Raw genomic sequence first — 22,062 nt, 5'->3', positions numbered from 1 at the left:
CTGAAAACGTTGTAGTTTGCTAAAAAATACGATATTTGCAATACAATCAACATATTGAAACTTCATGTCAAGAAAAAACAAAACTTTAGGAGAATTTATCATTGAAAATCAATCGTCTTTTAAATATACTTCTGGAGAATTATCTCGACTAATCAATTCTATTCGTTTGGCAGCAAAAGTAGTAAACCACGAAGTAAACAAAGCTGGTTTAGTAGATATTATTGGTGCTGCTGGAGATACAAACGTTCAAGGTGAAGACCAACAAAAGTTAGATGTCTATGCCAACGAAAAGTTTATTCAAACTTTAAAAAACAGAAACATTGTTTGCGGAATTGCTAGTGAAGAAGAAGATAGCTTTATATCGATTAATAGTCAAGATGAAAATAATCAGAATAAATACATCGTACTGATTGACCCTTTAGATGGCTCCTCTAATATTGATGTGAATGTATCTGTTGGAACTATTTTTTCTATCTATAGACGTGTTACTCCTGTTGGTACTCCAGTAACTATAGAAGATTTTCTTCAGGAAGGTAGTAAACAGGTAGCTGCTGGTTATGTGGTCTATGGCACATCGACCATGTTAGTGTATACTACTGGAGATGGCGTAAACGGATTTACATTAAATCCAGCAATTGGAACATTCTACTTGTCACATCCAAAAATGGAATTTCCTGTTGATGGAAATATCTATTCTGTAAACGAAGGAAATTACATCCATTTCCCACAAGGTGTTAAAGATTATATTAAATATTGCCAAATGGAAGAAGACGATAGGCCATATACAAGTAGGTATATTGGTTCTTTAGTTTCAGACTTCCATAGAAATATGATTAAAGGTGGTATTTATATGTATCCAAAAAGTTCGAAGAACTCCAACGGAAAATTGCGATTATTATACGAATGTAATCCGATGGCTTTCTTAGCAGAACAGGCTAATGGCAAGGCAAGTGATGGCTTTAACCGAACTCTAGACGTTAAACCAACCGAATTACACCAACGTGTCCCATTTATTTGTGGCAGTAAAAACATGGTGGAAAAAGCAGAAGAATTTATGCGAAATGCCAAATAACAGGCAAATATAAAACACAAAAAAAGCGAGTTATTTTATAAAATAACTCGCTTTTTTAAGTTTATGCTATAATAGATAATCTATCTATTCATGTTTTTTATTTCTTCAGTAAAAGTATCTAAATCCACACCATTACTTACTAAGGTTAATGCTTTATCAACCACATACTTAACGTTATCTGGCGTGAAACCTAAACCTACAGCTATCTTTTTAAGCACCAATACTTCGGTATCGCCTTTTATATGATCCACATGAACCATACGAGACAAATCGTATAAACGCTCTAAACGTCTATCATAAGATACAGGTGGATTTATAGGGTGAGACTTATAGTCCTTAAGAATTTCTTTATACGTGTCTTCTCCAATATCTAAATTACGAGCCAAACGATCTAAAAACGCTTTCTCTTCATCTGTTATTATTCCATCGTCCATAGCCACTCTAACAATTGCTGCAAAATGGTCTTCATTACGTTGTTTAAATCCACTATCGAATAAATCTAAAAATGACATATTTTTTTTGTTTTAAAAGTCGTGCAAATATAGACAAAGATACTACCTTTTAAAATATAAATATTGCTTTTTTTTAGGACATTCTTTTCATACGTTAAAGCTTCAAAAGTTGGTTTTTAACTTAAGCATAACGACTTCAATATACATAAGAAACCCATACAATAAATGAAGAAAAAAATATTTGTTAATCTGCGACTAAAAAAATGTAAATACTATCTTTGCTCAAAATAAAATACGTGAGCAAAATTCTTCTCTCGCAAACATATGCACAGGCTTTGCAAACACAAAATCTGCAAACTGCTATTGCCAAAAATCAAAGTAAAACACATTTAAAAGGCCTTATTGGTTCTTCTTTATCGTTTGTTTTAACAGAAACATTTAAAGAAGCTGACAAACCATTTCTATTAATCTTTAACGATAAAGAAGAAGCTGCCTTTTACTTAAACGATTTAGAAGTGATGCTAAACGATAAGGATGTCCTTTTCTATCCTGGAAGCTATAGAAGACCTTATCAAATTGAAGAGACCGATAATGCTAACGTCCTTTTAAGATCAGAGGTTTTAAACCGAATAAACTCGCGTAAAAAACCAGCCATTATTGTTACATACCCAGATGCTTTATTTGAAAAAGTAGTCACTAGAAAAGAACTGGAACGCAACACCCTTAAAATTTCTATAAATGATAATTTATCTATCGATTTTGTAAACGAAGTCTTGTTTGAATACAAATTTAAACGTGTCGATTTTGTGACTGAACCAGGTGAATTTTCAGTAAGAGGTGGAATAGTCGATGTGTTTTCTTTTAGCCATGATGAGCCTTACAGAATTGAGTTTTTTGGCGATGAAGTAGATAGCATTAGAACCTTTGATGTAGAAACACAACTCTCTACAGAGCAAATCAAAAAAATAAACATCATTCCAAATGTTGCAAATAAATTTTTAGACGAAAGCAGACAAAGTTTTTTAGACTATATCGCTTCTAAAACTGTGGTTTTTACTAAAAATAGTGATCTTTTGTTTTCAAGAATCGATGATTTTTTTGAAAAAGCCGTAGAAGCCTTTAAAAGCTTATCATCCGAATTGAAACATGCCGAACCAGAAGAACTGTTTTGCAATGCTACTTTATTAAAAAAGCAGTTATTGGATTATACGGTTGTTGAGTTTGGATCGCAAGCTATTTTTAATACTAACGACAATGTCATTCAGTTTAACACATTTCCACAACCTTCATTTAATAAACAATTCAATCTATTAATTGAAAATTTAAACACCAATCACGATAAAGGTTTTACCAATTATATAGCTTGCTCAAGCGAACAGCAAGCCAAACGTTTTCATGATATTTTTGAAGATGTAGACCAAAATGTTCAATATAAAACCATTGTCTTATCTCTATATCAAGGATTTGTCGACAACGAAAATAAAATTGTTTGTTATACAGACCATCAAATATTTGAACGTTATCATAAATTCCATCTTAAAAATGGCTATGCCAAAAAGCAAGCCATTACATTAAAGGAACTTACAAATCTTGAGATTGGCGATTATGTTACACATATCGATCATGGTGTTGGTCGTTTTGGTGGTTTACAAAAAATAGATGTAGAAGGCAAAAAACAAGAAGCCATAAAATTGGTTTATGGCGAACGCGACATCTTGTATTTAAGCATTCATTCGCTACATAAAATCACGAAATTCAATGGCAAAGATGGTAAGGCGCCAAAGATTTACAAATTAGGATCTGCAGCCTGGAAAAACCTTAAACAAAAAACGAAATCTAGAGTTAAAGAAATTGCGTTTAATTTGATACAGGTATATGCCAAACGTAAACTGAAAAAAGGTTATCAATACCATCCAGACAGTCACATGCAATTGGAACTAGAATCTTCCTTTATTTACGAAGACACACCAGATCAAACCACAGCAACCACTGATATAAAAACAGATATGGAAAGCGAAAGACCTATGGACCGTTTAGTTTGTGGCGATGTTGGTTTTGGTAAAACCGAAGTTGCTATTCGTGCCGCATTTAAAGCCGTAGATAATGGAAAACAAGTAGCTGTTTTAGTACCAACAACTATCTTGGCCTACCAACATTCTAGAACTTTTAAAGAGCGTTTAAAAGACTTTCCTGTTACTGTAGATTATCTAAACCGTTTTAGAACAGCTAAAGAAAAACGTGAGACTTTAGAACAGTTAGAAAATGGACAAGTCGATATTATTATTGGAACCCATCAACTAGTGAATAAAAACGTAAAATTTAAAGATTTAGGACTGTTAATTGTAGACGAAGAACAAAAATTTGGTGTTGCCGTTAAAGAAAAACTAAAAACACTTAAAGAAAATGTAGATGTGTTAACCCTTACTGCTACTCCAATTCCAAGAACACTTCAATTTAGTTTAATGGCAGCACGAGACATGTCGGTTATTACCACACCTCCTCCAAATCGTTATCCCATTGAAAGCCATGTAATTCGTTTTAGTGAAGAAACTATACGAGATGCCATTACCTACGAGATTCAACGTGGTGGACAAATTTTCTTTATTCACAATCGTATTGAAAACATTAAGGAAGTTGCAGGCATGTTACAACGCTTAGTCCCTGATGCCAAAATTGGAATAGGTCATGGACGTATGGAAGGTAAAAAATTAGAAAACTTAATGCTTGCTTTTATTAATAGTGAATTTGATGTATTGGTAAGCACAACCATTGTAGAAAGCGGGCTTGATGTTCCAAATGCCAATACCATTTTTATTAATAATGCCAATAATTTTGGACTAAGCGATTTGCACCAAATGCGTGGTCGTGTTGGGCGAAGCAATAAGAAAGCCTTTTGTTATTTTATTACGCCAGAATACTCAGCAATGACCGATGATGCCAGAAAACGAATTACAGCTCTGGAGCAATTTTCTGAACTTGGAAGTGGTATTAATATTGCCATGAAGGATTTAGAAATTCGTGGTGCTGGAGATTTATTGGGTGGAGAACAAAGTGGCTTTATAAACGATATTGGCTTCGATACCTATCAGAAAATTTTAAACGAAGCCATTGAAGAACTAAAAGAAAATGAGTTTAAAGATTTATATGAAGATACAGGCAAAGAAAAAGAATATGTAAAAGATGTTACCATCGATTCCGATTTTGAATTGCTTTTCCCAGACGATTATGTCAATAATATTTCTGAACGATTAAACCTATACACACAACTTAACAACATAAAAACTGAAGAAGAACTTCAAAAATTTGAGTCTGAAATTGTGGATCGATTTGGTGAGCTTCCTATACAGGTAATCGATTTATTAAACAGCGTTCGAATTAAATGGATAGCTACTAAAATGGGGCTTGAAAAAGTAGTGATGAAACAAAAGAAATTGATTGGGTATTTTATAACCGATCAAAAGAGTGGTTTTTATCAAAGTAATGGATTCACAAAGGTTTTACAATATGTACAGCAACATCCAGGCGCTTGTAAAATGAAAGAAAAACAAACCAGAAATGGCTTGCGCTTATTATTAACGTTCGAGAATATTAAAACCGTAAAACAAGCTTTGGCTGTTTTGAAACCAATCGTTGATTAGAAATGATAAAACGCATCTTCGAAATGCGTGAGTTCTTCAGTGGATTTATTTTTTATAATTGCAATAACATCAAAACGTGTTTCAAGAGAAATATCATGTTCCATTAAATAAGCATCCATAGCTTTTACTAGAAGCTTAATTTTTCCTTGGCTTACAAAGCTTTGTGGATCGCCAAAAAAATCAGAATTTCTGGTTTTCACCTCTACACATACCATGCTATCTCCTGCATTGGTTTTTGCTATAATATCTACTTCAGCACGATCGTAAAAATAATTACGCTCCAAAATTTCATAGCCTTTCTTTATTAAATATTCAGCTGCAAATTGTTCTCCCCATTCTCCAAGTTCGTTGTGTTGTGCCATTTTCAGTTTCCATGAATTCAGAAATCTCTTCCTGTAAATTGTTTAAGTTAAAGATAACTAACAATCAAACATTTAACAACCCAAAATGATTAATTCAAATAAAAAATTAAATCCTACAATAAGTATTACTTTTGTACATTCATTAAAGTGAGTATAACATGGCTACCATTAAATGTCCTAATTGTGGTGTTTATAATACAGATAGAGATTATTGCGAAGAATGTCAAACCGTTCTTTCCTATAAAATAAGACGTGAACTCGCATTAAAAAAAGAGGAGGAAAAACGTTTAAAACAAGCTGCATCTAAAGAAAAGGAAATTTCCTCTTTTGAGAAATATAACAATCATCGCTTTTTTTTAGTACGTTTTATTACTAAAATCCTTCGTTCTATCTGGCTTGTATTTATGGCTATTGGAATGTTTTTTGCTTGGTTGTTTTCAGCTGTACTCGCATGAAAATTATTAAAAACCCTTTACTAATAGCTTTCTGTTTTATTGCTTTATTTATTTATGTAGCTAGCAGATTAGCATTACCTCTTCCTTCATGGATTTACTTTTATGTAAACGATTTTTTATGCATGCCCATGGTATTAAGTATTAGTTTGGCAGCACTCCGATTTATAAAAAAAACAGATGCTATTTATGTACCTTTAAGTATTGTTCTAGTTTTAACGACTTATTATGCGATCTATTTTGAATGGCTCATGCCAAAACTTCATCCTAGATATACTAAAGATGTAATAGATGTATCACTTTATTTTTTAGGTGCTTTTTTATTTTTTAAGTTTCAAAAACGATTTTTTTAACATGCGTAAATTAATTGAGAAAAGTGTAAATTTCTAATTGTTTTAGAAGCTTTCTTTTATTTTTTATCGAAATTTGCATGATAATTTAATGCTGAAGGGTTTGAATAAATCCATTTACTGCTTGTATTTAAAAATATCTTAATTTTTTAAAACATTAAATTAAATTGACTTATCAATCAACATGAATAAAATTAAAAAACTCTATAATAGCTTTTTACAATTCAAAAAAGCATTTATCAATTACCCTTATAGAAAATTTAATTTTGCTGAAATCCTTTTGTTTTGGGTAAGTGAACGACTTACACGTTCTCAGTTTCTTATTTTATCAGGTGTAACGGTTGGATTAACAGCTGGTTTTGCAGGTGTAGTGCTTAAAGTCATAGTCCATCATATTCAAGTTTTTATTAATACAGAAGTTCCTTTTAAGGAACGTATGTTTGTATATGCTATTTTTCCTGTAGTGGGTATTACATTAACGGCTTTGGTTGTTAAGTATTTTTTTAAAGGAGATGAGGAAAAAGAATTATCGTTTGTTTTAAAAGATATTTCTCAAAATCAAAGTAAAGTAAAATCTACTAAAATGTATTCTCAAATCATACAAAGTGGAATTACTGTTGGTTTTGGTGGATCTGTAGGTTTAGAAACACCAATTGCAGTTACAGGGTCTGCTATTGGTTCTAATTATGCTCAACGTTATCGGTTAGGGTTTAAAGAAAGAACATTATTACTTGCATCTGGTGCTGCTGCAGGTATTGCTGCAGCGTTTAATGCTCCAATTGCAGGCATTATGTTTGCTTTTGAGATCTTACTTACTGGCTTAGTCTTTACAGATTTTATCCCACTTGTTATTGCTGCTATCTGTGGAAGTTTGCTTTCAACTATTATATTAGATGAAGAAATCCTGTTTAATTTTCAGACTCGTGAAGTTTTTAACCACTTTAATATTCTTTACTACATTGTTTTAGGCTTATTAACCGGTTTATATGCTCGCTATTTTTTAATGGTTGGTCAAAAAGTGCATCATTTTTTTGAACGTTTTGGAAAACGAGTCATATTAAAAGCTCTTGTTGGTGGTGGCTTACTCTCTTTGTTATGTGTTGCATTTCCTCCTCTTTTTGGTGAGGGATATCTCAATATTAAAATTTTACATCAAGGTAATGTCAATCAACTGATACATGAAAGTCTCTTTAAATATTTTGGCGACTCACAACTTATTATATTAATCTTTTTAGCTTTTGCTACGTTATTAAAAGCTTTTGCTACAAGTATAACACTTGGTTCTGGTGGGAATGGTGGTAATTTTGCACCATCATTAGTCGCTGGTGGCTTTTTAGGATATGCTTTCGGTTTTGCTTTAGAATTAATGGGGTTTCAAAACGTACCAGTTACAAATTTAATGTTAGTAGGTATGGCAGGCGTCATGTCTGGTGCTTTATACGCACCTCTTACTGCTATTTTTCTGATAGCTGAAACCAGTAGTGGTTATGATTTATTTATACCATTAATGATCGTTTCTGTAATAGCATATGTTGTTAATAGGTTCTTTTCACCAATTAATCCTGCTTACAATAAATTAGCTGAAGATGGTAAGATTTTCACCACCAGGCAAGATCAAAACATTCTTTCTCAAATCTCATTAAAAGATTGTATCAATCCTGCGTCGTTAATATTAAGTACAACAGAAAGCATGGAAGAAGTTATGCAAAAGTTTAGAAACAGCGACCAAAATAGTATGGCTGTTATTGATAAAAACAATCAGTTTTTAGGGATTTTAAATAGAGAGCATTTACGACCTTATCTATTAGGAAAAAAACCTGCCGATGAAACAAATGTAAGCAGCTTAGCTATTAAACCATCATTCATTATCAACCAAACGGATTCGGTTATGAAAGTCACAAAAATGTTTGATGAAGCAGATGTCTGGCAATTACCTTTGTTAGATGAAAATAAGAAATTTTGTGGATTTATTAGTCGATCTAAAATATTAACAAATTATCGAAGGTTATTAAAGGATTATTCAGAAGGTTATTAATTATTTTCAAAAACAACCGTCGACTTATCTTTCCCTACAGTCATTTCAATTGTTCTCCCTAAAATCATGGCACGATTATCTTTCTCATGTCCTGCAGGCATATTAAAAGCTACTGGAAAGTTGTAGTCTGAAAGTGCATCTAAAATAAGTTGTTCAATAGAGGTTCCCCAAAGGGTTGTATTTTTACGCATTTTACTCATATCACCAACCAAAACACCTGCACAATTATCAAAATAACCTGCACGTTTTAAACTCTGTAACATCCTGTCTATATGGTATTTATACTCACCTATCTCTTCAATAAATAAAATTTTTCCACTGGTATCAATACTTGTTTTAGATCCTAACATAGTATGCAATATGGTTAAGTTTCCACCAACCAATGGCGCTGTAACGGTCCCTATTCTATTATAATCTGTTCCAATAAGCGTGTAACTTAAAGGTTCACCAAAAATAGCTTTTTTGAAAGTTGAAATAGATTCAGGAATATCGTTTAAATCTTTGGTTAAACTGGTACACATAAGTGCATGAATGCTTTCAAACCCTTCGTTATGAAACTGATTGTGTAACGCAGTAATATCGCTATAACCTATCAGCCATTTAGGGTTTTTTCGAAACTTTTCGAAACTTAGTTTATCTAATATCCGAACGGTACCATAACCTCCTCTAGCGCACCAAATAGCACTAATTGTTGGATCGTCCATGGCATTTTGAAAATCTTCACAACGCTCAGCATCAGTTCCAGCAAAATGATTGTCTTGACTAAAGACATGTTTTCCAATAACCACGTTCAGCCCCCAACTTTTAAGTAAATCTTCAGCTTGTTGTACTTCACCTGTTTTATTTTTTAAGATTCCTGAAGGTGCTACAATGGCAACTGTATCGCCAGCCTTTAAATATGGTGGTTGTATCAAAATTTGTGTGTTTTTCGATTGGATGTCTTGTGCTAAAAGTGTCTTTTTTCCGAAGAAAAAAACCAGACAGAACAAGGGTAATAAATAGATGCTTTTTGTCATAATGTAAAAGTACGTTTTTTTTCTAAATAGCCCTTAAATTGTGTACTTTTGTAATCTCAAAAAAGTTCTAAAAATGTCAAAAAGATATACCATAACAGCTGCTTTACCATACACAAATGGTCCAATCCATATTGGACATCTTGCAGGTGTTTATGTGCCAGCAGATATATACGCTCGCTATTTAAGATTAACAGGAAACGATGTGGCCTTTATTTGTGGAAGTGATGAACATGGTGTTCCCATTACCATTAAAGCGAAAAAAGAAGGTGTTTCGCCTCAAGATGTTGTTGATAAATATCATGCAATTATTAAAAAATCGTTTGAAGACTTTGGCATTTCTTTAGATAATTATTCTAGAACTACGGCTAAAATTCATCATGATACAGCCTCAGATTTCTTTACCACTTTATATGAAAAAGGAGAGTTTAATGAAGAAGTTACTGAACAATTATACGATGAAGAAGCCAATCAGTTCTTAGCTGATCGATTTGTCGTTGGAACCTGTCCAAAATGTGGCAACGAAGAAAGCTATGGCGATCAATGTGAAAAATGTGGAACCAGTCATAATGCCACAGATTTAATTAATCCTAAATCGGCTATTACAGGAAATGTCCCAACTTTAAAACAAACCAAACACTGGTTTTTACCTTTAGATAAACACGAAGCCTTTTTAAAAGAATGGATTTTAAAAGGTCATAAAAAGGACTGGAAATCTAATGTTTACGGACAAGTAAAATCGTGGATTGACGATGGGTTACGTCCCAGAGCTGTAACCAGAGATTTAGATTGGGGAATTCCTGTACCACTTCCAGATGCCGAAGGCAAAGTGCTTTATGTGTGGTTCGATGCTCCAATAGGTTACATTTCTGCAACCAAAGAATGGGCAGAACGCGAAGGAAAAGATTGGGAGCCATATTGGAAAGATAAAGACACCAAATTGGTGCATTTTATAGGGAAAGATAATATTGTATTTCACTGCATTATTTTTCCAGCCATGTTAAAAGCTGAAGGAAGCTATATTCTACCTGATAACGTACCAGCAAACGAGTTTTTAAATTTAGAAGGCAACAAATTGTCAACTTCTAAAAATTGGGCTGTTTGGTTACCAGAATATTTGGAAGATTTTCCAAATCAGCAAGACGTATTGCGTTATGCTTTAACTGCTAATGCTCCAGAAACAAAGGATAACGATTTTACTTGGAAAGATTTTCAGGCTAGAAATAATAACGAGTTGGTGGCTATTTTTGGAAATTTCATCAATCGTGTGGTTGTTTTAACTAATAAATACTACAATGGAGTTATTCCTAACCCATCTGAATTTTCTCAAATAGATGAAGAAACTTTAGCAACTGTTAAAGCTTATCCAGCCGTAATTTCAAGCTCGATTGAACGATACAGGTTTCGTGAAGCTGGACAAGAATTAATGAATTTAGCTAGACTTGGAAACAAATATTTAGCAGACGAAGAGCCTTGGAAAGTGATTAAAGAAGATCAAGCCAGAACACAAACCATCATGTTCGTCGCTTTACAAATAGCTTCAGCTTTAGCCACTTTAAGCGAACCATTTTTACCATTTACTTCCAATAAATTAAAAGATATTTTAGGATTATTTCATAACGAGGAACAAAGCGACGTGGTTATCTCATCAAACAAAGAGATTGCCACGACTCAAAAAAATGAGTCTCGCAATGACGCTCTAAGTTGGAACGACATCTCTTCAAAAGACATTCTTCTTCCTTCCGGGCATCAGATAGGAAAAGCAGAATTATTATTTTCTAAAATTGAAGATGAAACTGTACAAGCACAAGTAGATAAATTATTAGCGACTAAAAAAGCTAATGAAGCAGCCAACAAAACAGTAGAACCTCAAAAAGAAGAAATTACATTTGATGATTTCACCAAATTAGACATTAGAGTTGGAACTATTTTGGAAGCTGAAAAAATGCCAAAAGCTAAAAAGCTTTTAGTATTAAAAGTAGATACTGGAATTGATGTAAGAACTATAGTTTCAGGCATTGCCGAAAGTTTTACTCCAGAAGAAGTTGTTGGAAAAAAAGTAACTGTTTTAGTCAATTTGGCTCCAAGAGCCTTACGTGGTGTGGAAAGCCAAGGGATGATTTTAATGACTGAAACTCCAGAAGGGAAATTGGTGTTTGTAAATCCTGATGATGCTTCAGTTAATAACGGATTGCATATTAGTTAGCAAATGAACTACCCTCAAAATTTAAAAGAACACTGGAACAAAGCTTATGATAAAGCCGATAATCAATTGGGTTGGTTTGAAGAAAACCCAACACCAACCATGCAACTTATTGACACATGTAAGCTTGAAAAAGATGCCAGAATTTTAAATGTTGGTGTAGGAACTACGACATTAATCGATGTACTTTTAGATGCAGGTTTCACTAATCTAATTGCAAACGATTTAAGCAATTTAGCTCTTGAGAAATTAAAAGAACGTATATTAAAATCTCATAATTATAATCTAAACAGTATTGTAGACGATTTAACCAAACCTATAGTATTACAAAATCTAGAGTCAATAGATTTATGGATTGATCGCGCTGTGCTTCATTTCTTTTTAAAAGATGAAGAACAAACAGCCTATTTCAATCTTATTAAAAAAATAGTTACAAAAGATGGTTATGTGCTTATTGCTGTTTTCAGTTTAGATGGCGCAGAAAAATGCTGTGGTTTAGATTTGAAACGTTACAATGTAGAAATGCTTCAAAATAAATTAGGAAACAGCTTTAAGCTTATAAATTCTTTCAACCATACATTTATCAATCCATTTGGTAGCGAACGTCCATATGTCTATACTTTATTTAAAAGATGTTAATGTTTTCTGAAAGTTAAGAATTAAAACATCCTATAGGAAAATTCTTCCGTAAATAAGATAGTTGCACAAGTAAATGAATTAGCTTTTTACTCTATTGCATCAATTAGAAAATGTTTTATTAGTTAATTTTGAATCAGTTTAAAAAATATCACTTATGAAAAAATTAATCCTATTCCTATTAACAATATCGATGCTTTCATGTGGAAGCTCCAAAACAGTTCGAGACTCTAAAAAAGTTATCAAAGGAAATTGGACCTTAAACGCTATAAGTTATAGTGAGACTGGAACTTACAATGTATCACTATTTGGCGATGCTTCTAAAACTTGTTTTGAAGGTAGTACCTGGCAATTTATTCCAAACAACAATACAGGACTTTACACTATTAATGATACGTCTTGTTCTACTGGAGAACGCTTTTTTGTATTTACCATTCAAGAAATAGACGAAACTACTGGTTTGTATGATTTTCTTTTAAAACCAACAAACAAAAAAGGCAAATCGGAAACCAATCAAGGGTTTAGATTGAAACTAAATGCGCTATCAGAAACCAATATGCAATGGCAGCAAACCGTTACAGTGGACAACAAGCCTTTTACTATAATTATGAACTTTACAAAACTTTAAAATCATGAACTTACATATAAATAAAATTAAAATAATTGCACTTGCCAGTATCATATTAATCAGTTTTGCCAATTGCAAAGCTGTAGATAACGCAAACAACAAACAAAAAGGTGCCGTAATAGGTGCTACCGGTGGAGCCATTTTAGGAGCTATTATTGGCAACAATGTTGGTAAAGGTGGCAATGGCGAAATTGGCGCAGTTATTGGTGGCGTAGTTGGTGGAGGAGCTGGTGTACTTATTGGTAATAAAATGGACAAACAAGCTCAAAAAATTGAAGAAGAAATTCCGGGAGCTCAAGTAGAACGTATCGATGATGGTATTGTAATTACATTCGATGAAAATAGTGGCGTGTATTTTGCTACAGACAAATACAATATTAATAATGCATCTCAAGAAACCTTAAACAAATTATCAAATGTGTTTAAAGAATATCCAGACACCAATATTTTGGTTGTTGGCCATACAGATAGTGTGGGAGCAGAATCTTATAACATGACGCTTTCAAAGAACAGAGCTTATGCTGTAACTAATTACCTCATTGGTTCAGGGCTAAGTAATGGTAGATTTACTACCAACTGGTTTGGAGAAACCCAACCCATGCACGATAATGCAACTGCTGAAGGTCGTGCCAAAAACAGACGTGTTAATGTTGCCATTTTACCTAGTGAACAAATGATTGAAGATGCTAAAAACGAAGTAAACAATTAAAAAATTATATAAATGAAATTTAGATTATTAGAACTTACGGCCATTGTATTTATTCTTTTTACTAGTTGCAATTCCAACAATAAAAAGAATGCTGAAACGACTTCGGAGAACTTAATTGAAGAAGAAGTTGTCATCGATTCTCATACAAGTGAAAAATCCTTAGATTGGGAAGGCACTTATAAAGGCACACTTCCATGTGCAGACTGCGAAGGAATTGAGAGAACCATTACCATTAATAAAGACCAAACATATGTTTCCAAAGACAATTATCTAGGTGAAAAAGATGGTGTTTTTGATAGTCGTGGGTACATAAAATGGATCGATAATGGTCAAAAAATTCTATTGTCAGACGATAATGGAACGATGTATTTTGTTGGTGAAAACACCTTAACGCAACTCAATAAATCCGGAAATAAAGTGACTGGCGAATTAGCCGATTTTTATATTCTAAAAAAACAAGATTTGTCTAATAATGAAGAAATTGCATTTACAGATACCAAATGGAAATTAGTAAAACTTATGGGAAAAGACATAACTGATAGCGAAGCCTTTATTTCTTTTGCAACAGAGGATAATCGTGTGTTTGGAAATTCTGGTTGCAACACCTTTACTGGTACATACAACATTGAAAATAACACACAATTGGAACTTTCTAAAATAGCAACAACCATGATGGCTTGCCCAGATATGACTGTTGAAGATCAATTTATTAAAGTCTTAAATACAGCAGACAACTTTTCCTTAAATGCAAATACCATGACACTAAATAAGGCAAAAATGGCGCCTTTAGCAGTTTTTGAAACTGCAGAATAAGTCCATTAAATTTCTATAAACGAAAAACCTCGCAGACGATGTACTGCGAGGTTTTTTTAGTATTTTCGACATTCAAAATAGATTTATGATTTCGTATATTATATCCCAAACAAAACTTCCAGAAACATCTGTAAAAAACACGGTCGAATTATTAGATGAAGCTTGTACCATTCCGTTTATTTCACGTTATAGAAAAGAACGTACTGGCAATCTAGATGAAGTTCAAATAGGAGATATTGTAAAATATAAAGAACAATTTGAAACGTTAGAAAAACGAAAAACCACCATTTTAAAAGCTTTAGAAGACCAAGACGTTTTAACGGAAGAATTAAAGAGAAAAATTGAAACCACTCAAGATTTAACAGCCCTTGAAGACCTGTACTTGCCTTATAAAAAAAGTAGAAAAACCAAAGCAGAAACTGCCAGAAAAAATGGTTTGGAACCTTTGGCTAAAATTATCATGAGTCAAAATGCTTCAGATATAGAATTTATTGCTTATAAATATGTAAAAGGTGATGTAACTTCTGTTGAAGATGCTTTGGAAGGCGCCAGGCATATTATTTCCGAATGGATTAACGAACGAACAGATGTCAGGAATACTATACGTCATCAATTAGACCGTTTCTCCATGATTTCAACCAAAGTAATTAAATCTAAAAAAGATGATGAAAACGCTCAAAAATATAGAGATTATTTTGAATGGGAAGAAACTTTAAGTAGAATTCCATCCCATAGATTACTAGCCATTTTAAGAGCCGAAAAAGAGGGATTTATTAAAGTTAAAATAGCTATAGACACCGAGAAAGCTTTAGCTAAAATTGAAGATCGTATTATTCGGTCTAATAATGCCTGTTCCAATCACCTTGAAATAGCCATTCAAGATGCCTATAAACGTTTATTGTTCCCATCTTTATCGAATGAAGCGCTTCAAAAAGCCAAAGAAAAAGCTGACGAATCTGCTATTAATGTATTTGCTAAAAACTTAAAACAGTTATTACTTGGTTCGCCTTTGGGTGAAAAACGCGTATTAGCCATCGATCCAGGTTTTAGAACAGGATGCAAAATTGTGTGCTTGGATGCACAAGGGAATTTAAAACACAACGAAACCATTTATCCACATCCTCCAAAAAGTGATACTATTGGAGCCATGAAAAAAATAAGTTCACTTTCTGAAGCGTATCAAATAGAAGCCATTGCCATTGGAAACGGGACAGCTTCTAGGGAAACCGAAGCCATAATTAGAAAGATTCGTTTTAAAAACGATATTCAGGTCTTTGTAGTTAGTGAGGCTGGAGCTAGTATTTATTCAGCATCAAAAATTGCTCGTGACGAATTTCCGAATTACGATGTCACAGTCCGTGGCTCTGTTTCTATAGGAAGGCGCCTGCAAGATCCACTTGCAGAACTGGTTAAAATTGATGCCAAATCTATTGGTGTTGGACAATATCAGCACGATGTGGACCAAACCAAACTTCAAAAAGAACTAGATATTGTAGTAGAAAACTGCGTAAATGCTGTTGGTGTAAATATCAATACTGCCAGCACTAGTTTATTAAGTTATGTGTCTGGAATTGGACCCAAATTAGCAGAAAATATTTTTAATTATAGAACAGAACATGGCGTTTTTAAATCCAGAAATGCCATTAAAAAAGTTCCACGTTTAGGAGATAAGGCCTTTGAACAAGGTGTTGCTTTTTTACGAATTAAAGATCCAAAGAATCCATTGGACGATTCGGCTGTACATCCAGAAAGTTATGCGATTGTTGAAAAAATGGCAAAAGATTTGGGCAAGGAAGTTTTAGATTTAATAGGGAATAAAGAACTTCTTCAAAAGATAGACTTAAAACAATATTGTACCAATTCTATAGGTTTACCAACACTTCAAGATATTTTTAAGGAATTGGAAAAACCCGGTCTAGATATTCGTGAGCAAGCAAAAGTGTTTACGTTTAATCAAAACATTAAATTCATAACCGATTTACAAGAAGGGCAATTACTTCCTGGCATTGTAAATAACGTAACCAATTTTGGTGCTTTTGTAGATATTGGAATTAAAGAAAGTGGCTTGATTCATGTGTCCAATTTATCAGATAGTTTTGTTAGCGATGTAAATGCACATGTTAGTTTACATCAGCAAGTTATTGTAAAAGTATTAGAAGTAGATGTCGCACGAAAACGCATCCAGTTAAAACTTCATAAATAAAATAGGATAATATTTAATCACAACTGGCTAATTTAGTCTCAGTAAAACCTGTAAATTATAAGTACTTTTGCCGGTTCAAATTAAGTTACTAAATAGATTTACATGAAAAAGGCAAGAATAGCACTAGTTATTGGAATATTTTGTATTTCAATATTCCCTATTTTGGTTAAGTTAAACTTGACACCAGGAGTTATTTCGGCATTCTACAGAATGTTGTTTTCGTTGGTGTTGTTACTACCTTATGTTTTAATAAGTAAACAATTTAAAATCCCAAATTTAAAAGCTGGGCTTTTAGCTATTTTATGTGGTATTGTTTTTGGTAGCGATGTGGCTGTTTGGAATGTTGCTATCCAAGAATCTACAGCAACTCAAGCTTCATTATTAACAAACTTATCTCCTGTTTGGGTAGGCGTTTTATCGTTGTTTTTTGTAAAAGATAAACCAAAAACAAATTTTTGGATTGGGACAGTTATTGCCGTTTTTGGGATGATGATGTTGGTTGGTTTTACTGTATTTAGAAACCTTGATTTTGACTTGGCTTTTAGTTTTGGAGTTCTTTCAGGTGTGCTTTATGCCTTTTATATGTTGATTAGTAAGGAGGTCTTAAAAACGATGAATGTTATTACATTTATGACCTTAAGTTTACTGTCTTCTTCAGTTCATTTAGGCCTTGTAAGTTATGCCATTAACGAACCATTTACTGGTTTTTCTAATGCAGGTTGGCTCGTTTTAATTATTCAGGCTGTTGTATGTCAATTATTAGCTTGGTTTCTTATTAGTTATGCAACACAGCATATGAGAGCAACTAGAGTATCGGTAAGCTTGTTGGGACAGGGTATTTTAGCGTCCCTATTGGCTTGGATGTTTATAGATGAAACAATTTCTTTACAAATGGTTCTTGGTGGATTTATTTTGTTGTTTGGCATACGTATAACCTTCATTGAGAAACAGATTTTTAAAATAAAAAAAGCGACCTAAGTCGCTTTTTAAATATATAGTTTACAAATACTATTTTCCTAACATCAAAAGTTCATTACATACCACTTCGGTTATATAGCGTTTTTCACCTTCTTTAGTTTCGTAACTTCTTGAAGTTAATTTTCCTTCAATAGCAACTTCTTTGCCTTTTGTGACATATTTTTCAATAATCTCTGCCGTTTTTCCCCAAGCAACTACATTATGCCATTGTGTGTCTGTAATTTTTTCGCCTTTAGCATTTTTATAACTTTCGTTTGTTGCTATAGCAAATTTTGCTAATGTTTTTCCTGATTCAAGATTGATAATTTCTGGGTCGTTTCCAAGATTTCCAATCAACTGTACTTTGTTTCTAAGCGTGTTCATAATTTTAAATTTTAATTGTTAAACAGTTAATACTATTGAATATCGTTCGGTCAATTCAACAAGGCAAAGATGCAACCACTTGCAAATGTTAGTCGGTTATTAACTATTTAAATTCGTTTGTAAATGTTTGTAGTCGTTTGTAAACGAATATTTTGTATCTTGTAGCATGACATTTTACATTGAAACAGAAAGACTCCTTTTAAGAGAATTAAGATTATCTGATCTGGAAGGGATGTTTACTTTAGACTCAGATCCTGAAGTTCATAAATATTTAGGAAATAAACCTGTAAAGACAATAGATGAATCTCAAAAAATTCTAGAAAGCGTGCTTAAGCAATATAAAGAACGAGGCATTGGCAGGTTTGCCGTTATTGAAAAAGATTCGGGTGATTTTGTTGGATGGTCTGGTTTGCGTTTAAATACAGAATACAATATGAATGGCTTTACTAGATATTACGATGTTGGTTACAGACTTATGAAACGTTTTTGGGGAAAAGGATATGCTACTGAATCTGGTAAAGCTTCTGTAGATTATGCTTTTAATTGTATGAAACTTCCTGAAGTATATGCAACTACTGAATTTGGGAATCAAGCGTCACACAATGCTCTTTTAAAAATAGGTTTGTACTATGTGGAAGATTTTTATTTTGAACAAGAGCAAGTAAATTTACGTTGGTATAAAATGACAAGCCCGTAATGGGAATTTAAAAAAATAAAATGCAAAAACAATGTCTGGAATGTGGTGATAAGATTGTTGGCAGAATTGACAAAAAATTCTGTTGTGATGCTTGTAGGAATTCATTTAATAACCGTGTAAATAAAGATTCTAAAAATCTAATTAGAAACACCAATAACCGTTTGAGAAAAAACTACCGAATTTTAGAAGCACTCAATCCTGAGCAGAAAACCAAAACTTCCAGAGCCAAACTTATAGAAAAAGGATTCGACTTTAACTACTTTACAAGTATTTATACTACTAAAGCAGGAACTGTTTATTATTTTGTTTACGATCAAGGATATCTTCCTCTTGAAGGAGACTTTTATGCTTTGGTAAAACGTGAAAGCTAAATATTTGATTAAGAGTTTTCATCTAAAATATTAAAATCTTTTAATGAAATGTATCTGCCTTTAATCTGTATGTCTTCAACAAATTCTGCAATAGATTTTTCTTTAAAATCTTGAAAAAGTTTCTTTTTAAAAGCAGAAACTGTAAAATGTACTGGACACGGATTATCATCTCCACATTTAGATAAACCTAAAAAACATTGATTAAACTTTTCTTGACCATCAATTACTAGCACAATATCCCAAACTGAATGTTGTTTGTTTTCATCACTTAAATAAAACCCTCCATAAGGTCCTTTAGTTGAAGTAACAAGATTGTTTCTATTTAATTGTTGAAGTAATTTAGCCAAAAAAGGCTGAGGAACTTCCAATTCTTTAGAGATAATCTTTACTCCAATCTTATGCTTTTCATCAGAACACATTCCTAAATAAAAAATGGATCTAATAGCATACTGACAAGCATTTGATAACACAGTGTTTTTTTTCAAAGATATAAAAAAGATGTTTTTGTCCTATTATTTTTAATCAATAAGTCGATATATGATTTATATCATAATTTGTAAGGCAGCTTACCAATAAATTTGCTTCATATATTATTCTTAATCCCTAGATACTTTGGACTTAAAAAAAGAAATACTTCGTTTAAAAAATGAAAAGAACGCTGTTATTTTAGCGCATTATTATCAGGTGCCTGAAATTCAAGATGTGGCAGATTATGTAGGTGACAGCTTAGGTTTGTCTCAAAAGGCAGCAGAAACAGATGCCGACATTATTGTGTTTGCTGGTGTTCATTTTATGGCTGAAACAGCAAAAATCTTGAACCCAAACAAAACCGTTGTTTTACCAGATTTAAAAGCTGGTTGCTCTTTAGCAGATTCCTGTCCTCCAGACGCATTTAAAACTTTTAAAGAACAACATCCAGACCATTTAGTGATAACTTACATCAATTGTTCTGCAGAAATTAAAGCTATGAGTGATATAGTTTGCACCTCATCAAATGCCCTAAAAATTGTAGAATCTGTTCCAAAGAAAATCCCAATTATTTTTGCACCTGATAAAAATTTAGGTCATTATATCAGTAAGGTTTCTGGTCGCAATTTAGCACTTTGGGATGGTGCTTGTATAGTACATGAAGCCTTTTCTATAGACAAACTATTAAATTTATATCAAAAACATCCTGGCTCCAAAATTATCGCTCATCCAGAATCTGAAGCTCATATTCTTGATGCTGCCAATTACATTGGATCTACAGCTGGGATGATTCAATTTGTAAAAAAACATCCGGAGGAAAAATTTATTGTAGCTACAGAAGCAGGAATCCTTCATAAAATGCAACAAGAAGTACCAAATACGTTATTAATACCTGCTCCTGCTGAAGAAGATAACACCTGTGCTTGTAGTGAATGTGCTTTTATGAAAATGAATACACTTCAAAAACTATACGATTGTTTATTGAATGAATCCCCACAAATTGATGTTCCAGAACCTATTAGAAAACAGGCTTTAATACCAATTGAACGCATGCTGGAACTATCTAAATAAATGAAAACCCACTTACTTATTATAGGCTCTGGGGTTGCAGGTTTAACATTGGCTGTAAAGTATGCTGAAGCTTTTCCTAAGAAAAACATCACCATTGTAACCAAAGGAGATGAGGACGAGTCTAACACCAAATACGCTCAAGGTGGTGTTGCAGTTGTATTAGATTACAAAACTGATTCATTCCAAAAACATATTGAAGATACGTTAATTGCTGGCGATGGTTTGTGCAACAAAGCCGTTGTAAACATGGTTATTACAGAAGGTCCCAAGCGCTTAAAAGAACTCATGGTCTGGGGAGCACAATTTGATGTAAATCAAACAGGAAAACTCGATTTAGGAAAAGAAGGTGGCCACAGTCAGAATCGAGTTGTGCATTATAAAGATATCACAGGTTACGAAATTGAACGTGCATTATTAGCTCGTGTGCATCAACTTAAAAACATCAGCATATTAGCTTATCATTTTGCCATCGATTTAATTACTGAACATCAATTAAAATTAGTGTCTAAAAACATCAACTGTTTTGGTGCTTATGTGTTGCATCAAAAAACTGGAGAGATTCTAACAATACAAGCAGATAATACTGTATTGGCTTCTGGTGGCATTGGTCGTTTATATGGACATACAACAAATCCTACTATTGCCACTGGAGATGGGATTGCTATGGCTTATAGAGCGAAAGCCAGAATAAAGGATATGGAGTTTGTACAGTTTCACCCAACAGCTTTATGCACAAATCGGGAAGGTTCTGCTTTTTTAATTTCGGAAGCTGTTAGAGGATTTGGAGCGTATTTACGAACAAAGGATGGCAATAGGTTTATGCCAAATTATGATGTACGTGCCGAATTAGCCTCTAGAGACATAGTTTCTCAAAGTATTGATACTGAATTAAAGAAAACTAGAGACAGTTGTGTCTATTTAGATTGTACACATTTAAATATTGAAGGTTTTAAACACCATTTTCCAAATATTTATAAAACCTGTTTGGACAACAATATTGACATTGGGAAAGATTGGATTCCAGTAGTTCCTGCTTCGCATTATGTATGTGGAGGCATTGAAGTTGATGTAGATGGAAAAACGTCTATTACCAATCTATTTGCTTGTGGTGAATGCTCAAGAACAGGACTCCATGGCGCTAACAGATTAGCTTCAAATTCATTATTAGAAGCATTAGTTTATGCTCATAGTATATTTGAATATCTATGCAAAAATCTCGTATCAGTTAAAGAACAAATGCTTCCATTTTGGGATGATAAAGGAACAAGCATCCCCAAAGAACATATTTTAATTATACATAACCTAAAGAAATTACAAACTTTAATGCGTGATTATGTTGGCATTGTAAGAAGTGATAACCAATTATTAAAAGCCACTAAACAGCTAGATATTATCCATAAAGAAGTTGAAGAACTTTATAAAACGTCTAAAGTTACAACCACACTATGCGAACTACGAAATATGGTAAATGTTGCCCATTTAATTATTGGACAATCTTTAAAAAGAAAACAAAATAAAGGAGGATTCTTTAATGTAAATAATATATAA

21 protein-coding genes are annotated in these 22,062 nt (G+C 33.0%); 16 read left to right on the top strand and 5 right to left on the bottom strand.

Annotation, left to right across the window (positions count from 1 at the left end):
- The first annotated feature begins 64 nt into the window (after positions 1-64).
- A complete protein-coding gene (gene fbp / locus ACI5KZ_RS05785) occupies positions 65-1,072 on the top strand; it encodes a class 1 fructose-bisphosphatase (RefSeq protein ID WP_109309404.1) in 1,008 nt (335 codons plus the stop codon).
- Positions 1,073-1,152: 80 nt separating this feature from the next.
- On the opposite strand, the gene ACI5KZ_RS05780 is transcribed toward fbp, so the two are convergent.
- Entirely contained in the window at positions 1,153-1,584 is a 432-nt protein-coding gene (locus tag ACI5KZ_RS05780; protein ID WP_109309403.1) for a fructose 1,6-bisphosphatase, read from the bottom strand.
- Positions 1,585-1,820: 236 nt separating this feature from the next.
- On the opposite strand from ACI5KZ_RS05780, the gene mfd reads away from it, so the two are divergent.
- Complete coding sequence (gene mfd, locus ACI5KZ_RS05775) at positions 1,821-5,162, top strand: transcription-repair coupling factor (RefSeq protein WP_406847178.1); 3,342 nt, start codon at positions 1,821-1,823, stop codon at positions 5,160-5,162.
- Here the strand turns inward: mfd and ACI5KZ_RS05770 are convergent.
- On the bottom strand, positions 5,159-5,524 hold the full coding sequence (locus tag ACI5KZ_RS05770) for a YraN family protein (RefSeq protein WP_406847177.1): 366 nt from the start codon (positions 5,522-5,524) through the stop codon (positions 5,159-5,161). The genes mfd and ACI5KZ_RS05770 overlap by 4 nt on opposite strands.
- A 158-nt stretch (positions 5,525-5,682) precedes the next feature.
- On the opposite strand from ACI5KZ_RS05770, the gene ACI5KZ_RS05765 reads away from it, so the two are divergent.
- The 3 genes from ACI5KZ_RS05765 (at position 5,683) to ACI5KZ_RS05755 (ending at position 8,361) form a co-directional block, all read left to right on the top strand.
- Complete coding sequence (locus ACI5KZ_RS05765) at positions 5,683-5,979, top strand: TFIIB-type zinc ribbon-containing protein (protein ID WP_109309400.1); 297 nt, start codon at positions 5,683-5,685, stop codon at positions 5,977-5,979.
- Positions 5,976-6,329, top strand: a complete 354-nt coding sequence (locus ACI5KZ_RS05760) for a hypothetical protein (protein WP_406847176.1) — start codon at positions 5,976-5,978, stop codon at positions 6,327-6,329. Before ACI5KZ_RS05765 ends, ACI5KZ_RS05760 begins: the two co-directional genes overlap by 4 nt.
- Before the next feature lie 181 nt (positions 6,330-6,510).
- The gene (locus ACI5KZ_RS05755) at positions 6,511-8,361 is read left to right on the top strand and encodes a chloride channel protein (RefSeq protein WP_109309398.1); all 1,851 of its coding nucleotides are present in this window, start codon (positions 6,511-6,513) and stop codon (positions 8,359-8,361) included.
- Here ACI5KZ_RS05755 and ACI5KZ_RS05750 read toward each other — a convergent pair.
- Positions 8,358-9,377, bottom strand: a complete 1,020-nt coding sequence (locus tag ACI5KZ_RS05750; protein WP_109309397.1) for an LD-carboxypeptidase — start codon at positions 9,375-9,377, stop codon at positions 8,358-8,360. The genes ACI5KZ_RS05755 and ACI5KZ_RS05750 overlap by 4 nt on opposite strands.
- Before the next feature lie 73 nt (positions 9,378-9,450).
- Here ACI5KZ_RS05750 and metG point away from each other — a divergent pair, with 73 nt between their 5' ends.
- The 7 genes from metG (at position 9,451) to ACI5KZ_RS05715 (ending at position 17,544) form a co-directional block, all read left to right on the top strand.
- Positions 9,451-11,580 (top strand): methionine--tRNA ligase, encoded by a 2,130-nt coding sequence (gene metG / locus ACI5KZ_RS05745; RefSeq protein ID WP_109309396.1) that lies wholly within the window; start codon positions 9,451-9,453, stop codon positions 11,578-11,580.
- A gap of 3 nt (positions 11,581-11,583) precedes the next feature.
- On the top strand, positions 11,584-12,216 hold the full coding sequence (locus ACI5KZ_RS05740; RefSeq protein ID WP_406847175.1) for a class I SAM-dependent methyltransferase: 633 nt from the start codon (positions 11,584-11,586) through the stop codon (positions 12,214-12,216).
- Positions 12,217-12,370: 154 nt separating this feature from the next.
- On the top strand, positions 12,371-12,841 hold the full coding sequence (locus ACI5KZ_RS05735; protein ID WP_109309394.1) for a lipocalin family protein: 471 nt from the start codon (positions 12,371-12,373) through the stop codon (positions 12,839-12,841).
- Positions 12,842-12,845: 4 nt separating this feature from the next.
- A complete protein-coding gene (locus ACI5KZ_RS05730; RefSeq protein WP_109309393.1) occupies positions 12,846-13,550 on the top strand; it encodes an OmpA family protein in 705 nt (234 codons plus the stop codon).
- Between the two features lie 12 nt (positions 13,551-13,562).
- Positions 13,563-14,363 (top strand): META domain-containing protein, encoded by an 801-nt coding sequence (locus ACI5KZ_RS05725; RefSeq protein ID WP_109309392.1) that lies wholly within the window; start codon positions 13,563-13,565, stop codon positions 14,361-14,363.
- Between the two features lie 85 nt (positions 14,364-14,448).
- Positions 14,449-16,566, top strand: coding sequence for a Tex family protein (locus ACI5KZ_RS05720; RefSeq protein WP_406847174.1), 2,118 nt, complete (start codon positions 14,449-14,451; stop codon positions 16,564-16,566).
- A 102-nt stretch (positions 16,567-16,668) separates the two neighbouring features.
- A complete protein-coding gene (locus tag ACI5KZ_RS05715) occupies positions 16,669-17,544 on the top strand; it encodes a DMT family transporter (RefSeq protein WP_406847173.1) in 876 nt (291 codons plus the stop codon).
- Between the two features lie 30 nt (positions 17,545-17,574).
- Here ACI5KZ_RS05715 and ACI5KZ_RS05710 read toward each other — a convergent pair whose 3' ends face one another.
- Entirely contained in the window at positions 17,575-17,907 is a 333-nt protein-coding gene (locus ACI5KZ_RS05710) for a single-stranded DNA-binding protein (protein ID WP_109681025.1), read from the bottom strand.
- Positions 17,908-18,073: 166 nt separating this feature from the next.
- Here ACI5KZ_RS05710 and ACI5KZ_RS05705 point away from each other — a divergent pair, with 166 nt between their 5' ends.
- Entirely contained in the window at positions 18,074-18,604 is a 531-nt protein-coding gene (locus ACI5KZ_RS05705) for a GNAT family N-acetyltransferase (protein WP_109309372.1), read from the top strand.
- 20 nt (positions 18,605-18,624) lie between these two features.
- A complete protein-coding gene (locus ACI5KZ_RS05700) occupies positions 18,625-18,975 on the top strand; it encodes a hypothetical protein (protein WP_109309371.1) in 351 nt (116 codons plus the stop codon).
- An 8-nt stretch (positions 18,976-18,983) separates the two neighbouring features.
- On the opposite strand, the gene ACI5KZ_RS05695 is transcribed toward ACI5KZ_RS05700, so the two are convergent.
- On the bottom strand, positions 18,984-19,460 hold the full coding sequence (locus tag ACI5KZ_RS05695) for an RrF2 family transcriptional regulator (RefSeq protein ID WP_406847172.1): 477 nt from the start codon (positions 19,458-19,460) through the stop codon (positions 18,984-18,986).
- 127 nt (positions 19,461-19,587) lie between these two features.
- Here ACI5KZ_RS05695 and nadA point away from each other — a divergent pair, with 127 nt between their 5' ends.
- Together nadA and nadB are read left to right on the top strand one after the other, a co-directional pair.
- Positions 19,588-20,514 (top strand): quinolinate synthase NadA, encoded by a 927-nt coding sequence (gene nadA / locus ACI5KZ_RS05690; protein WP_109309370.1) that lies wholly within the window; start codon positions 19,588-19,590, stop codon positions 20,512-20,514.
- Complete coding sequence (nadB, locus tag ACI5KZ_RS05685) at positions 20,515-22,062, top strand: L-aspartate oxidase (protein ID WP_406847171.1); 1,548 nt, start codon at positions 20,515-20,517, stop codon at positions 22,060-22,062.

Origin of the sequence: Xanthomarina sp. GH4-25 (genome assembly GCF_045363175.1) — a bacterium.
Classification (GTDB): Bacteria; Bacteroidota; Bacteroidia; order Flavobacteriales; family Flavobacteriaceae; genus Xanthomarina.
Note: the sequence above shows the minus strand (reverse complement) of the source record. Positions and strands in the feature narration are given on the sequence as shown.